General features: G+C 51.6%; 14 protein-coding genes. 11 read left to right on the forward strand and 3 right to left on the reverse strand.

The genetic code is table 11. The features are described 5' to 3' along the window. The first annotated feature begins 52 nt into the window (after positions 1-52). Together BG55_RS09675 and BG55_RS09680 are read left to right on the forward strand one after the other, a co-directional pair. On the forward strand, positions 53-634 hold the full coding sequence (locus tag BG55_RS09675; protein WP_235192740.1) for an O-methyltransferase: 582 nt from the start codon (positions 53-55) through the stop codon (positions 632-634). A gap of 236 nt (positions 635-870) precedes the next feature. After that, positions 871-2,340 carry a prolyl oligopeptidase family serine peptidase gene (locus BG55_RS09680; protein ID WP_034936943.1) on the forward strand — a complete coding sequence of 490 codons (1,470 nt, stop codon included), beginning with the start codon at positions 871-873 and terminating at the stop codon, positions 2,338-2,340. A 30-nt stretch (positions 2,341-2,370) separates the two neighbouring features. On the opposite strand, the gene BG55_RS09685 is transcribed toward BG55_RS09680, so the two are convergent. Next, on the reverse strand, positions 2,371-2,949 hold the full coding sequence (locus BG55_RS09685; RefSeq protein ID WP_034936945.1) for an XRE family transcriptional regulator: 579 nt from the start codon (positions 2,947-2,949) through the stop codon (positions 2,371-2,373). A 62-nt stretch (positions 2,950-3,011) separates the two neighbouring features. Here BG55_RS09685 and BG55_RS09690 point away from each other — a divergent pair, with 62 nt between their 5' ends. Beyond that, positions 3,012-3,524, forward strand: coding sequence for a GNAT family N-acetyltransferase (locus BG55_RS09690; protein ID WP_034936947.1), 513 nt, complete (start codon positions 3,012-3,014; stop codon positions 3,522-3,524). 61 nt (positions 3,525-3,585) lie between these two features. On the opposite strand, the gene BG55_RS09695 is transcribed toward BG55_RS09690, so the two are convergent. Then, on the reverse strand, positions 3,586-4,515 hold the full coding sequence (locus BG55_RS09695; protein ID WP_034936949.1) for a nucleoside hydrolase: 930 nt from the start codon (positions 4,513-4,515) through the stop codon (positions 3,586-3,588). Positions 4,516-4,585: 70 nt separating this feature from the next. After that, positions 4,586-4,894: a putative quinol monooxygenase gene (locus BG55_RS09700; protein ID WP_034936951.1), complete on the reverse strand. Its 309-nt coding sequence runs from the start codon at positions 4,892-4,894 to the stop codon at positions 4,586-4,588. 1,027 nt (positions 4,895-5,921) lie between these two features. Here BG55_RS09700 and BG55_RS09705 point away from each other — a divergent pair. The 8 genes from BG55_RS09705 to parC all read left to right on the forward strand — a co-directional run bounded on the left by BG55_RS09705 (position 5,922) and on the right by parC (position 14,531). Further along, positions 5,922-6,701: an SDR family oxidoreductase gene (locus tag BG55_RS09705; RefSeq protein ID WP_034936954.1), complete on the forward strand. Its 780-nt coding sequence runs from the start codon at positions 5,922-5,924 to the stop codon at positions 6,699-6,701. 152 nt (positions 6,702-6,853) lie between these two features. Next, complete coding sequence (locus BG55_RS09710) at positions 6,854-7,669, forward strand: TauD/TfdA family dioxygenase (RefSeq protein WP_034936957.1); 816 nt, start codon at positions 6,854-6,856, stop codon at positions 7,667-7,669. 12 nt (positions 7,670-7,681) lie between these two features. Continuing rightward, positions 7,682-8,716, forward strand: coding sequence for a sulfotransferase family protein (locus BG55_RS09715; protein WP_034936958.1), 1,035 nt, complete (start codon positions 7,682-7,684; stop codon positions 8,714-8,716). Then, entirely contained in the window at positions 8,700-9,947 is a 1,248-nt protein-coding gene (locus BG55_RS09720; protein ID WP_034936960.1) for a class-III pyridoxal-phosphate-dependent aminotransferase, read from the forward strand. Before BG55_RS09715 ends, BG55_RS09720 begins: the two co-directional genes overlap by 17 nt. Before the next feature lie 49 nt (positions 9,948-9,996). Further along, positions 9,997-10,650, forward strand: coding sequence for a 2OG-Fe(II) oxygenase (locus BG55_RS09725; RefSeq protein ID WP_034936961.1), 654 nt, complete (start codon positions 9,997-9,999; stop codon positions 10,648-10,650). Further along, complete coding sequence (locus tag BG55_RS09730) at positions 10,650-11,192, forward strand: AAA family ATPase (RefSeq protein ID WP_034936963.1); 543 nt, start codon at positions 10,650-10,652, stop codon at positions 11,190-11,192. The genes BG55_RS09725 and BG55_RS09730 overlap by 1 nt, the downstream gene beginning before the upstream one ends. 146 nt (positions 11,193-11,338) lie before the next feature. Further along, positions 11,339-12,109, forward strand: a complete 771-nt coding sequence (locus BG55_RS09735; RefSeq protein ID WP_052018774.1) for a transporter substrate-binding domain-containing protein — start codon at positions 11,339-11,341, stop codon at positions 12,107-12,109. Between the two features lie 148 nt (positions 12,110-12,257). After that, positions 12,258-14,531 (forward strand): DNA topoisomerase IV subunit A, encoded by a 2,274-nt coding sequence (gene parC, locus BG55_RS09740; protein WP_034936968.1) that lies wholly within the window; start codon positions 12,258-12,260, stop codon positions 14,529-14,531. The last annotated feature ends 87 nt before the right edge of the window (positions 14,532-14,618 follow it).

Raw genomic sequence — 14,618 nt, forward strand, 5'->3', positions numbered from 1 at the left:
TCAGACTTCTCACGCCCTGCGTGATCCGAAGATATTAAAGGTGATCCAAAGCATGAATGAACGCCGCAAGCGTCCGGATGCCGCGGCATTTGCCACACCCGGCGCGCCCGACCCTGAACATTTTGCTGACTATGGCTTCTCCATTCATCCTGAACAGGGCGATCTTATCTATCTGTTATGCCGTGCGATGAACGCCACCCGCGTGGTGGATTTTGCGACCTCCGTGGGGATGTCAGCTATCTATTTTGCTGCCGCGATGCGCGATAACGGCGGTGGCGAGGTGATTGGTGCGGAACTGGTCGCGGAAAAAGTGAAAACGGCATACCGGAATCTTGCACAAGCCGGGCTGGATGAATTTGTCACTATCCGCCAGGGAGATGCGCGTGAAACGCTTAAAGATGTTGGTGGCCCGGTTGATTTTGTCCTTATCGATGGCTGGCCACTTGCAGAAGGACCGACGCTGGCAAGGCAGGTTATTGAAATTATGGCCCCTCAACTGCGTGTGGGCGGGTATGTGCTAAATGACAACGCTGAACCTGACTTCCTGGAATTTATCCGCAACCCGGCAAACGGTTTCATCTCCGTTACCCTGCCGATCAAACGCGGTACCGAGCTGGCGCTTAAAATCAGCTGAAACCGCAGAGCAGCAAAACATCTCTGTCAGGGCACAAAAATTCTCCCCTGCTGTCCGCTAACAGGACCGGTTAAAAGCTTTGATTATCAGCCGGATGGGTTCAGTGACCTGCCTGTGGTGCTGATGCAGTGGGGCAGGATGGCGCTGCTGAAGTCGCAGCCGGAGCCATCATCAGTCAGCTGAAAGTGATGTGGGCAACACCTGCATAAAACCCCAATCTGTTAAGGAAGATAACCATGCCTGATATGTCACGAAGATCATTTATGGTGGCCGGAACCGTGCTGGCCAGTGCCATTTCCACCACCGGGCTAAGCCGTGAAGCCCGCGCCGCAAACAAAAACGGATTTATGGCGGCGTCTGAAGCGGGAAACGGGCAAGGCGCTGAGGCGGCGAAAGGGCCAGGCATACAGCGAATTGTTGCCCTGTGTGAAGTCACTGGCGGTGGTGAAAAGGTTTACGGCATCGCGGTTGAATATGATGTGGATATTGATCCAGCGAGCCTGACGCTTACCAGCTATCAAACCGCAGTCGTTCCGGCTGCGGAAGGGTTCTTTGCCGGTATGCCTGATGAACCCGACAAAAATGCGGGCAACGCCGCCCCGCAGCCGCGAGCGGTGAGTGTTATCTACACCAATTCGGCACCCGCACTGTTATCGGGGCAGAGGAGCGTTACCGGAAGATATGTGATTGCGGAGTTCAGCCACGATCCCGACCTCAGTTTACCCACTCAGGACAGCGACATCGTCTGGTTGACCCAGGTAAAAAATGTTAACACGCTGAAAGGTCAGGTTTATGCGGCGACCAGCACCCGCTGGAGCAATGCCGGAGCGCATGGCAATAACGTCGCGATCCGGGGTGTTGATCGCTGGGAACAAAATCACTGGTGGTGGGATGACCAGCGCTCAGCCTGGCTGGAATACAGTATTTATTTGCCGCAGTCATTCCTCCAACCGGGGGGCGAAAACAAAGCTTATCCTCTGCTACTGGCGATTACCCATTCCGGCACCAGTTATGATGGCACCTGTGCGCAGACGCTGACCGAGCAGTGTATCGCGGCTATCTGGAGTATGCCGGAAGAGCAGGAACAGCATGAATGCGTGGTGATCACCCCACGTTACGAACGCACCACCATGAATGATTACTGGGAACACACCAGCGATGTGGAGAACACCTGGCGACTGGTGCAGTCACTGTTAAGCAACAGCTGGGACTACGGTAATCCCAATCTGGCGGATCGCCGCGACAAAGTGCTGAAAATTGATGCTTCACGGGTTTACTGCACGGGATGGTCAATGGGGGCGATGACCTCGCTCTGGCTGATGGCGAAACACCCGGAAACCTTTGCTGCCGGACTGATTATTGCCGGTCAGCAGCGGCCAAAAGATGTGGTGACCCTGGCAAAGCAGAAGTTGTTAATTATCACCGGGTCAGAGGATAACAAAGCCACGCCGTGGAATGAGAAATGTATCCCTGTCTGGCAGCAGGCGGGCGGTAAGATAACCCGGCCTGACGAGCAACTCGATCCCGCATTGATTTTCCCGGTCGATAATCAGCACAGACTCTCCGAACGCATTGAAGGCTACCTGGCAGAAGGCGGCAATATTACGTTTCTCACCTTTAAAGGTGTCGATCACATGGCCTCTGCCCGCAAGTTTTTTTATATTCACGCGGCACGCAACTGGTTGTTCAAACAGAAGAAAAACTAAGCCGGATGCATTTTCCTGCCGACGTGGTCTTCAGGACGACTTCAGCACCACCACCGCATAGTGACAGGGCTGGGCGGTGGCATTCTGAAAAATGCAGTCGGTAGGGTCGCCCAGCTCCAGACAATCGCCTTTGTTCATCTCCAGCACCGTATTTCCTTCCTGAAAAGTGAGTGTGCCATCCAGCACCCAGATTAACTGGCGGCGGCCAAGATAGGAAATAGCGGGCATTGGCACCGTGACGCCGGCCGGTAGCGCCACACTGACCAGGTCAAGCGGGATTTTTCCCGGTGAGACGTGGCGTCGGATATAGCCGGTTTCAGGATCCTGCCAGACAGCCTGCTGCTGATGACGAATCAGCGTTCCACTCCTGGCTTCACTCAGGGCAATCAGCTGGGACATACTCATGTCAAAAGATCCGGCAAGTTTCGCCAGCAGTGTTGCCGTCGGGCTGCTTTCTCCCCGTTCAATTTTGTGGATCATGGCTCTGGAAACGCCGGAAAATCCGGCCAGATCGGTCAGCGACCAGCCCCGGCTTTCTCTCTCAGTTTTCACCTTCTGACCGATACGTTGATTAATGTCGTCTTCTTTACTGGACAATTCGTCTGACATAATGGATAACTACTATAGTGAATGATTATCTACTTTAGTGACAGCACAACGAGGTGTCCAGCATGAAGATACGTCAGGCGACAGAAGGTGATGCGGCAGCGATTACTGAGATTTACAACGAAGCGGTATTGCAGACAACCGCTGTCTGGAATGACTGCACGGTCGATATCACTAACCGGATAAAATGGCTGAGTGACAGGCAAAACGCCGGATTTTCGGTACTGGTGGCGGTGGATCAGGCCAACAGCGTGCTGGGCTATGCCACTTACGGTGCCTGGCGTCCCTGGGATGGTTATCGCCATACCGTTGAAGACTCTATCTATGTTGACAAAAATGCCAGAGGTAAAGGCACTGGCGCTGCGCTGATGAAGGTGCTGATTCAACAGGCTACCCTGCAAGGGAAACACATTATGGTCGCCGGGATTGAATCCTCAAACGAAGCCTCGCTGGCCTTGCACCGAAAGTTTGGCTTCACCGACGCCGGGCGGCTCAGTGAGGTGGGCTGTAAGTTTGGTCACTGGCTGGATCTGAACTTCCTTCATTTGCGTCTGGACAGCAGAGCAAATCCCGACTGAGCCGGGCGGCTTTTACCGCAGGCCGGCAGACAGCGACCGGCCTGCGGTTTCGTTGTCTGAGCTATCGCCCACCCGCACCGAGAGCAGCAAGAAAGGCATGTTTAACCGCTTCTGCCTGCACCTCCAGACACAGCCTCTGCGCCGGACATTCAGCGAACGGATTGAAACGTGAGGCCAGCTGCGTCAGTTGCCGCACGGTCTGGCCGAAAGTAATGCCTTCGCAAACGACCCTGACCGGCGATTGCACCGTGGTAAACAGCGTCGGATGATTCAGCCAGGAAATAGTCAGGGTGTCGTGAAGCGCCATTCCGGCGAATCCCTCTTTTTGCAGGCTGTAGCGCAGATAGCCCTGAGAAATGGCCTCCAGCACCGGCAGATTAAGACTGCGGATATCCTCAGCACCGATCAGCACCTGATGGGTGACATCCAGCGGCAGGATCACCACGGGCCAGGCGAAAGAGAAAACCTGGTCTGCGGCATGGGGATCTTTCCAGATATTAAATTCGCTGTGTGGCGTCACATTACCCGCATGACCATGGGTGCCGAATGCGCCACCCATGATGACCACCTCTTTCACCAGCGGAATGATGTCCGGTGCCAGATTAGCTGCCACTGCCAGATTGGTCAGCGGCCCGATAGCCACCAGGGTAATTTCCCCTGGCTGCGCTCTTACTGTGTCGATAATGAATTCCACGGCGCTTTCTGCCCGGTCGTCGAAAGGATTCTCCAGCACATCGCCCAACCCGTCGCTGCCGTGGACTTTTGCCGCGCCGGTCACCTGAGAGAGCGCCAGCGGGCGCGAACAACCACGAAATACCGGCACATCCAGACCGATCTGCTGTGAAAACAGGCGGGCATTTTTCACCGCCTGACCCACTGCAACGTTGCCAAAAACGGTAGTGATCCCCAAAATATTTTGCGTTTTTGCCGCATAGGCCAGCGCGAAAGCATCATCCACGCCGATATCAGTATCAAAAATTATCTTTCTCATTGCGTCCTCAAATCCAGCCAGCAGGCATTTCTCAGAACTAATCCGAACAAAACAGTTTGCCGCGATAAGGTTATTTCACGGGTTCCAGCACAAAAATTTTCACCTCCACCACATCGTCTTTAATCAGACTACGATGTTGCTCCATATGCTCGGCCTGCTGGTGTTGCTCCAGATGACGCAGGGAATCCCAGTGTTCCAGCATAAAAATTGAGTCAGGCGAGTGCTGCTTCCAGGGAACCTGGGCTTTGTGATCGATTAGCGGCAGATACCCTCCGCATCCCTCTTCCTGCAATACCGTGGGGATCAACTTTTCAATCGCCTGTAACACGGCAGTGCGACGGCCAGCTCTGACACAAATCTCGGCAATAACGGTAAGCATATTGATCCTTTTTGCGTTGATGAAAGTTCGTTTCAGGGGACGGGTGCCTGCGCGGCTACGGTCACACCGTCATTTTCAGCGCACAGCATCCTGGTCTGCCTGGCTGGGATTGTCGCAGTCAATATAATATTTTGTGTCGAAGATAACCTTTTTGGGAAAAGAATTTTTCAGCAGTGTCAAAGACATCACATTATCTGACAGACGGCGTAATGTATCATAATCGCTTTATTTCGATCATTATGTTGACTAAGAATTCGTGAGCAATATATATATTTGCCATGTATCACTTTTTGTTATGCTGGCGACGTCCGGTTTGAGAAGATATTCACGCGAGAAACTATATTCACCTGAAAGGATAAACCAGGACTTATCCTAAAAAAATTGCTGTGAAAAAATGGTGATAACTTATTAAGATGAAATATAACAGGCAGGCCCTGGAAGTTTACACCTTAAATTTGAAAAAGTAGCCATATACAGAATGGAGCACTAAACACGTCCCTCAACACTGCCACTGTGCAGGATAAATAAAAACTGGATGAGATATTCAGCCTTTGGGCATGAAATGATATCAGTCATCGTTATAGCAAAATTCATATTATTACTTTCGCATTCAATTGAGGAAGGGGTAATTTATGGTCAGAAAAAAATATATCCGGAACGCGTTAAAGTAAATTAATTGTCTGAGTGTCTTATTTTTAACAGAGATAAAATAACTTTGGAGCGGAAAGAATTTTTCAGCTACGCCGTTATCAGTAATCACAGCCGGTCTGCACATATCATCAGTGATTGCTGGCAGAGAGTGAAGCCAGGCAGGCTCTGATTATCCTGTCAGGAAAATGACATTTCCTGGCCATCAAATAACAGCCTGTCCCAGCAGGCGTTATTGTCGCAGCCAGTCTGGACACGGACAGCGTGCAGAAACCGGAGCGTACACGGGGTACGTGAGGATTTCGAGCACTGCCCAGGTTAAGAATGGCAGGTAAAACAGCCCTGATGGGCCAGGCTTTAAGATTAAGGGAGACTGATTTTGGGCACACCACAACTCTTTGATCTGTCAGAGCGGACGGCATTAATCACCGGCGGTTCGCGTGGATTAGGATTACAAATTGCTGAAGCCCTGGGATCGCAGGGGGCGCATGTCATCCTTTCTGCACGAAATGCTGATGAATTACGCACGGCGCAGTCGCATCTCGCTTCATTGGGCATCAGTGCCGACTGGATAGTTGCTGATAATACGCGGGATGTCGATATTGAACGCCTCGCGCAAGAAGCCATAGCCAAAAAAGGTCACGTCGATATTCTGGTGAATAATGCCGGTACGGCGTTTGGTACGCCGGCAGAAGATCATGCCATTGACGACTGGGATCGCGTGATGGATTTGAATATCCGTAGCCTGTTTTTATTAACCCGCAATATCGGCAAACACAGCATGATCCCTCGCCGCTACGGAAAAATTATTAATGTCTCCTCGCTGGCGGGGTTGCAGGGCAATCTGCCAGGCTGGTTGGAAGGCATTGCCTACAGCACCAGCAAAGGTGCGGTGGTAAATTTTACCCGCGCACTGGCCGGTGAGTGGGGCGAATTTAATATTACCGTTAATGCGCTTGCGCCTGGTTTTTTTCCTTCAACCATGACGCGTAATTTACTGAATAAGGTGGGAGTTGAAACGCTCGCACAAAAATCACCCTTGCGACGAATAGGTGATAACGAAGATTTAAAAGGCGCGGCGATTTTATTCTCCTCAGATGCCAGCAAATATATCACGGGCCAGACACTCGCCATTGATGGTGGCATCAGTGCGGTATAATTTCATTTTTATCACTTCCGCTGGCAGATAAACAGGTTTAACTGTCAAACAGGGATCGCGCCCGGTGACAGGGAGCGGCGATGATCTGAATGGTGATGAAGACACAATAATATTTTTCCAGACGATCGCGTTACCAGACAGAGGTTTCAACTATGAAGAGTTGCTTTGATGGATGGCAGCCATGCGTTATTAATATCGAAGATAAAGTTGCGGTAATTAAGCACCTTGAGAAATATCGATTTGCTGTTATTGAGAACGACTGGCAATATGACGATGCTGATTTTCGCTATATCTCTGACCTTTATTTTTTGGGCGATATTTATCAGTCTGCATTTAACCGGGTGGAGCATGAAGAAGGGGTATTTTCTTCCGGGGTAAATCAGATTGGTGGACTGTCACGCGGCACGCATGTTGTGTTTAACAGTAGCGCACATCTTCCCCTGCACACTGATGGTTCTTATATCCCGATTGGCAGCATAAAAACGTCAATTCTTCTTTGTAAACAACACGCCTCCCAGGGGGGAGAAACGGTTCTGTTTGATAGCGTATCTGCATTTCAACAACTGCGGATTGATTATCCCGACCTGGCAAACATCTTACTTGAAGAGAATATATTCAGGCGACGTTCAACCGGAACACAATCGGGAAAGCAGTATTCTCATATCGGGCCGGTTTTTCGTTCCGATGAGAACGGTGGCTTTATTGGCGGATTTACCCTGGATATTACCGCCGACTGGGAATGGTCTTATAAAATAAATCCTCGCGTTGCTGATGCCGTTGACTATCTGTCACAGCTGGCAACAGAAGGAAGCCGTTATTTTCTGACATTTCCTCTCTGTCGTGGACAGGCCCTGATATTTCGTAATGACAAAATTTCACACGGACGTCGTGCCTTTACAGATGACCCGGCTTGTCCAAGAACATTGCTGCGAGGCATGTTTGTCGATGTACCGAAACTTAGCGCTTAATAAGGAAAGATGATGCACGAACCCACTTTGGCTGAACAGTGGAACAGCTGGCTTACCTGTCCCCCGGAACGACTTCAGGCGCAAATGCGTTCAGATTTAGAAAATATAACGGTGGCAGAAAAAACACGCGCGGCGATGCTGGCATTTGTTGATGAATATCGTCGTAAAGGCGAAAACTGGAGTTCGCAGGGGATCAGAGGAGACGAACTTAAAGCTCCGTTGCTGGAGCTGCAACAGGCCGCCCCGCACTATTTTTCGTTGTTCTGTGAAAAAATTGCCTTAGCGGAAAAATTCAAATGGGTTGGCGGCAGCGTGGGGGCAGAGGTGCTGGCTGCGCAAACCAGTTACAAGAAATTTGCTGTTGTATCGACGCCCAGAGCGGGTACGCATTTGATCCGCACGCTGCTGGGTTCTCATCCCAATATTGAAATGCACGGCGAAGCCTTCAATCGCTTTGGCCAGCACTTACTTCCTTACTCGGTAAGTGATACTCCTGTTGACACCATTATTCAGCGCCATCTTTTCCGGCCCTGGTTTGAATATGTTGAAGCGGTGGGATTTGTGCTTTTTCGCGATCTCGACACGCAGTGGGGAAAACATTCTGTCTGGCCTGATTTACAGGCGATCCCCGACCTGAAATTGATCCTGCTGGAAAGAAAAAGTCTGTTGCAACAGTTCGTGTCGTTAAAGAAAAGCCTGCGCGATCAGATATGGTATTTCGCCAGGAACGACAGCCGGGCTGTTTCTGATGAAAAGATTGCAGTTTCTCTTGATGAGTTGCTGCCATTCATTGATGAAAATACAGAAAACCGCCTTAAATTCACCGAAGCTTTTCAGCATCATCAGATGCTGACCCTTTATTATGAAGATGTGGTTGCCGCCCCCGAAACCGCTGCCGGTGAAATATTGTCTTTCCTCGGTGTTTCTGAACTCAGACTTTGTGCCGGAACCGGCAGAAAAGAGAGCCGTCCCCTCAGTTCTGTCATCAGTAATTACCCTCAACTCATCACTACCCTGAAAGGGACAAAATATGAGCCATATTTATAGTCCACACTGGCCGCCTTATACGGTGCTTACCGGGAAAGATGAACGACCGCTTATCAGCCACGGACAGGGTATTTATTTATTTGCTGAGAATGGCGAGCGTTATCTTGACGGCATATCGGGATGTTATAACCACTGCCTTGGGCACTCTCATCCTGAACTGATTGCCGTGCTGCAACAACAGATCGCCACGCTGATGCATGCCTGCAATATCTATTCAAATACCCAACTGCCCGGACAGCTTGCTGAGAAAATAGCGTCAAAGCTGACTGATACCGGTCTGCGCAACAGCTTCTTCGTGGGTAGCGGCAGCGAAGGGGTTGAGAGCGCATTAAAAATGGCCTGGCAATATCAGGTCAACTGCGGGCGTATGCAACGAACCAAAATCATGGCTATCGATGGCGCTTATCATGGCTGCACGCTGGGTGCGATGATGGCGACAAGGCGGGCATTTATTAATGAGGGCATTTTACCCTCTTTGCTGGCTGACAATACGATAACCATGCCGCCACCGACGCAGCTGAAGGATCTTGACGCCTGGCAAAATGTTTTTGAACAGCAGCAGGACACCATCGCTGCGGTGATTATCGAGCCAATTATGGCGATGGAAGGTACACGCCTGCTGCCCGAAGGTTTTTTGCAACAACTCTCTGCACTGGCCAACAAATATGATATTCCGCTGATCTGCGATGAAGTCTATTGTGGTATTGGTCGCGCGGGCGCGTTTTGTGAATCAATTTCGCAGGGCGCCCATCCTGACATTGTTATTTTCAGTAAATGCCTTGGCGGTGGCGTACCTGTTACTGCCGTGATTGCCACAGAAAAAATCGCTGACAGCTTTAAAGGACAGGCGCTGCCGTTTTTCCGTCATGGACATACGCAATCCGGTAATTTACTCGGCTGTCGCGCAGGACTGTTTATCCTCGACTATCTGGATAAACACCATCTTTATGATGCCGTGGTGGAAAAAGGAAACAGACTTTTACGGTTAATCCGCGATGCTCTGCCGCAAACAGATGGGCTGCTCAGCCTGCAAGGAAAAGGGCTGATGTTATCAATGACATTTGCATCGCCGATGCTTTGTGGACGTGCACAGGCGGTAATACGGCAGCACGGAGTTATTGTAGGTGCTGCCGGCTGTTATTTAAAACTGGCACCGGCTTTTACCCTTTCGGATAAAGAGGCAGAGGAATTAGCCCAGCGTATTACCACGGCGCTTGCTTCACTGCCATAAGTTATTTACCGCTGTCATTGTTATTTAAAAATGTTTATGGGAATAAGCTATGTCTGAATACTTCAATCTTGAAAATATTATTCATGGACGCAGGCATGAATCGCCTTTCCCCTGGGGGGAATTAACGCAAATCTGGCATAACAGCACCACAGCGTTAACCCTGGCAGAGGAATTTCCGACCGAAGGATTTAATTATCGTGAACGTAATGGTGGCTATTTTTATCGCCGTACCCTTATTCCACTTGGACAAGGTCATTTAACCGATCCGGCCACGCTGAGCCATGCCTGGCAGGGAATGTGTAATGAACTGCTGTCTGACAAATTTATTACCGCGTTATCCACATTTTGCCAGGCACCCCTGGCTGAATTCAAAATGGAAGCGGTCGCGTTTCGTGGTGGACGGGATACTCACTATCTGCCACACGTTGATGCCTCTCTGACCCGGGGATTTCGCATGATTATCTATTTCAATGACCAGTGGCAGGAGAGCTGGGGCGGGGCATTTCAGATCCTCAACCCCGATAATCACGCGGAAGTCTGTTGTTCAGTCCTTCCTCTTGTTGGCAACGCCAGCGTCATTATTCGCGACGGATATTATGAAACCTGGCATCAGGTTGTGCCGTTAACGGGAGAATCGGTCAAAACACGCAATGCACTCAATGTCACCTGGTATGAACCCGGCACCATGAGCACCAGGCAGTGATGAAGAAGCTCATTTTTCTTTACGGTCCTCCGGCGGTGGGGAAACTCACCGTGGGTGGTTTGCTGGCAGCTCAAACGGCGGCAACGCTGTTCCATAATCATCTGACTTACGATCTGGCGGTGGCGCTACTGCCCCCGGACAGTGGCTTTGACTTCACAAAGCAATTTGCCTGTAAAATTCGGCTGTATACTTTGTCGCTGCTTTTTGCTCAGCGTGATAACGATGTGATCACCACCTTCTGTTATGAAGGAAGTAAAGACGATGAATATATCGCCGCAATAAAGACGATTTGTGAGAAGCACCGCGTCACGCCCTGTTTCGTGCAGCTTTGCAGCGACGAAGCTCAGCTTCTGAACCGGGTGAAAAACAGCGATCGTGCCCGGTTTGGCAAGGTGAATACCCAGGATGCGCTGCAAAAGATTTTAAGCCAGTATCACTACCGCGACCGTATTGAAGCCGCCTTTCACCTGCGCCTTTCCACTACCGACCTGACCGCTGAAGAAGTGGTCAGAATCATAAACGACTGGCTTGACGCCCTGTAATTCTGTCAGCATACCTGTGTCTGGTGCGTGTTTAAGCGGAGCAGGGCGCAGAAAGCTATCTTTCTGCTGACAACATCTTTGCTATCTGTGCAGTAACAGGCGATAAACTCTGTTGCGTGATTTTCTTGAAACAAGAGAGCAACAACATGATGAAAAGAGGGTTTATTCTACTGCTGCTGTTGGCAGCGGGGAGCGTCAGTGCGCAATCACATCTCGACCGTGTTCTGCAAAGTAAAGTGCTGACGGTTTGTACCACCGGGGATTACCGGCCATACAGCCTGCTGCGGCCAGACGGAGACTATGAGGGGCTTGATATCACCATGGCCCGCTCGCTGGCCAAAAGCCTGGATGCACAAATCAAATGGGTGCCCACCACCTGGAAGACCCTGATGCAGGATTTTCTGGCGAAGCAGTGTGATATTGCGGTCGGCGGGATCTCTGTCACCCTGAAACGCCAGCAGAAGGCATGGTTTGCCAGCTCGCTGGGCAGCGACGGCAAAATTCCGCTGGTGCGCTGTGCCGATAAAGCGAAATACCAGACGGTCAGGCAGCTGAACCAGCCTGCTGTACGGCTGATTGAACCGGCGGGCGGCACTAACGAAGCTTTCGCCCATCAGGTACTGCCACAGGCAAATCTGACCCTGTACCACGATAACGTCACCATCTTTCAGCAACTGGTGGATAAAAAAGCCGACGTGATGATAACCGATGCTTCGGAAGCGCTTTACCAGCAGAAGCACTACCCGCAGCTTTGTGCCATTAACCCTCAGCAGCCGATGCAGTATGGCGAAAAAGCCTGGATGTTGCCGCGCGATGACATGAGCTGGAAGCTGTATGTCGATCAGTGGCTGCATCTCAGTATCGCCACCGGCGAATACCAGCAGACTGCGGGTGAATGGTTGGCTGACGCAAAATAGGCTTTTACGGCGGGAAACCTGGCTCCCGCCCTCATCCAACTTCCTCCACGGTTACCTGTGACAGAACCTGTCCGGATAAGGTACTATCCTCGCCAAATCACCCCGATGTGGCATACCGATTGCGCCACGATGTGAGGAATCAACAGTAATGAGTGATCTGACGCAGGATGGTGCAGAGCGTCGTGCCCTGCATAAGTTTACCGAAGAGGCCTACCTCAACTATTCCATGTACGTCATCATGGATCGTGCGCTGCCCTATATTGGGGATGGTCTGAAACCTGTTCAGCGCCGTATCGTCTATGCGATGTCCGAACTGGGACTGAATAACAGCGCCAAATTTAAAAAATCGGCGCGTACCGTGGGTGACGTGCTGGGTAAATACCATCCGCACGGCGACAGCGCCTGCTATGAAGCGATGGTGCTGATGGCTCAGCCCTTCTCCTACCGTTATCCGCTGGTGGACGGGCAGGGCAACTGGGGCGCGCCGGACGATCCGAAATCCTTCGCGGCGATGCGCTATACCGAATCGCGGCTGTCAAAGTATGCCGAACTGCTGCTCAGCGAGCTAACGCAGGGCACCGTTGATTTTATTCCAAATTTTGACGGGACGATGCAGGAGCCTTCGATCCTCCCTGCACGTCTGCCAAATATTCTGCTCAACGGCACCACCGGCATTGCGGTGGGAATGGCAACCGATATCCCACCGCATAACCTGCGTGAAGTGGCGCAGGCGGCGATTAAACTGATCGACTCGCCCAAAGCATCGCTGGATGAGCTGCTGGACATTGTGCAGGGGCCGGATTATCCCACCGAGGCGGAGATTATCACCCCTCGCAATGAGATCCGTAAAATCTATCAGAGCGGGCGTGGCTCGGTGCGAATGCGTGCCGTATGGAAAAAAGAAGACGGCGACGTGGTGATCACTGCGCTGCCGCATCAGGTTTCCGGTGCCCGGGTGCTGGAACAGATTGCCACACAGATGCGCAACAAAAAGCTGCCGATGGTGGAAGATCTGCGTGATGAGTCCAACCACGAAAACCCGACGCGGCTGGTCATTGTCCCGCGCTCTAACCGCGTGGATGTAGAACAGGTGATGAATCACCTGTTTGCCACGACCGATCTGGAAAAAAGCTACCGCATTAACCTCAATATGATCGGCCTGGATAACCGTCCGGCGGTGAAAAATCTGCTGGAAATTATCAGCGAATGGCTGGTTTTCCGCCGTGAAACTGTCCGTCGTCGCCTGAACTTCCGTCTGGAAAAGGTGCTGAAACGCCTGCACATTCTGGAAGGTTTGCTGATTGCGTTTCTTAACATTGATGAAGTTATTCATATCATCCGCACTGAGGATGAGCCGAAGCCGCAACTGATGGCGCGTTTCGGTATCAGCGAAACCCAGGCCGAAGCGATCCTTGAACTGAAATTACGTCATCTTGCCAGACTGGAAGAGATGAAAATTCGCGGTGAGCAGGATGAACTGGCGAAAGAGCGCGATAAATTGCAGGAGATCCTCGCCTCTGAACGCAAGATGAACACCCTGCTGAAGAAAGAAATTCAGGCTGACAGCGATACTTATGGGGATGCCCGCCGCTCGCCACTGCGCGAGCGTGAAGAAGCGAAAGCGATCAGCGAAAGCGAACTGGTGCCGTCCGAACCGGTGACCATTGTGCTGTCTCAAATGGGCTGGGTGCGCAGTGCCAGGGGCCATGATATTGATCCGGTCGGGCTGAGTTATAAGGCCGGAGACAATTACCGGGCTGCGGCGCGCGGTAAGAGTAACCAGCCGGTGGTCTTTATTGACTCTACCGGACGCAGCTATGCGTTAGACCCGGTCACTCTGCCGTCGGCGCGTGGTCAGGGTGAACCCCTGACCGGCAAACTCACGCCGCCACCGGGCGCGATAATGGAACAGGTGTTGATGGAGGCTGACGATCAACGGCTGCTGATGGCCTCGGATGCGGGTTATGGCTTTGTCTGTACCTTTAACGATCTGGTTTCCCGTAACCGCGCCGGAAAAGCCCTGTTAAATCTGCCTGAAAATGCCAGAGTGATGACGCCACTGGCGATTCATCACGATGACGATCTGCTGCTGGCGATTACCGCTGCCGGAAGAATGCTGCTGTTCCCGGTGGCGGATTTGCCACAGCTGAGCAAGGGCAAAGGCAACAAGATCGTCTCCATTCCTTCGGCGCAGGCGGCGTCTGGTGAAGATAAGCTGAGCTGGCTGTTGCTGCTCTCGCCGCAAACGGCGATTACTCTGCATGTTGGTAAACGCAAACTCACTCTGCGCCCGGAAGATCTTCAGAAGTTCCGTGCTGAGCGGGGGCGGCGGGGAACGCTACTGCCACGAGGACTGCAACGGATAGACCGTGTTGAGGTGGATATGCCGGCGCGTGAACAGACGGGCGACGGTGACGCATAACAGCCATCTGCTAACCCGGTGAAATGCGGTGGATTTCGCCAATTAAGGATATACTCTGGTCGGTGCCTGCTGACCAGGTATGACAGC

It is taken from the genome of Erwinia mallotivora (genome assembly GCF_000590885.1).
GTDB classification, from domain to species: Bacteria; Pseudomonadota; Gammaproteobacteria; order Enterobacterales; family Enterobacteriaceae; genus Erwinia; species Erwinia mallotivora.

Bases quoted from the DNA above. Each gene is read 5' to 3' on its own strand.
- BG55_RS09715 (WP_034936958.1), top strand. From the start codon at position 7,682: ATGCACGAACCCACTTTGGCTGAACAGTGGAACAGCTGGCTTACCTGT.
- BG55_RS09730 (WP_034936963.1), top strand. From the start codon at position 10,650: ATGAAGAAGCTCATTTTTCTTTACGGTCCTCCGGCGGTGGGGAAACTC.
- BG55_RS09675 (WP_235192740.1), top strand. From the start codon at position 53: ATGAATGAACGCCGCAAGCGTCCGGATGCCGCGGCATTTGCCACACCC.
- BG55_RS09720 (WP_034936960.1), top strand. From the start codon at position 8,700: ATGAGCCATATTTATAGTCCACACTGGCCGCCTTATACGGTGCTTACC.
- BG55_RS09735 (WP_052018774.1), top strand. From the start codon at position 11,339: ATGATGAAAAGAGGGTTTATTCTACTGCTGCTGTTGGCAGCGGGGAGC.
- BG55_RS09690 (WP_034936947.1), top strand. From the start codon at position 3,012: ATGAAGATACGTCAGGCGACAGAAGGTGATGCGGCAGCGATTACTGAG.
- BG55_RS09710 (WP_034936957.1), top strand. From the start codon at position 6,854: ATGAAGAGTTGCTTTGATGGATGGCAGCCATGCGTTATTAATATCGAA.
- BG55_RS09725 (WP_034936961.1), top strand. From the start codon at position 9,997: ATGTCTGAATACTTCAATCTTGAAAATATTATTCATGGACGCAGGCAT.
- BG55_RS09700 (WP_034936951.1), bottom strand. From the start codon at position 4,894: ATGCTTACCGTTATTGCCGAGATTTGTGTCAGAGCTGGCCGTCGCACT.
- parC (WP_034936968.1), top strand. From the start codon at position 12,258: ATGAGTGATCTGACGCAGGATGGTGCAGAGCGTCGTGCCCTGCATAAG.
- BG55_RS09695 (WP_034936949.1), bottom strand. From the start codon at position 4,515: ATGAGAAAGATAATTTTTGATACTGATATCGGCGTGGATGATGCTTTC.
- BG55_RS09680 (WP_034936943.1), top strand. From the start codon at position 871: ATGCCTGATATGTCACGAAGATCATTTATGGTGGCCGGAACCGTGCTG.
- BG55_RS09685 (WP_034936945.1), bottom strand. From the start codon at position 2,949: ATGTCAGACGAATTGTCCAGTAAAGAAGACGACATTAATCAACGTATC.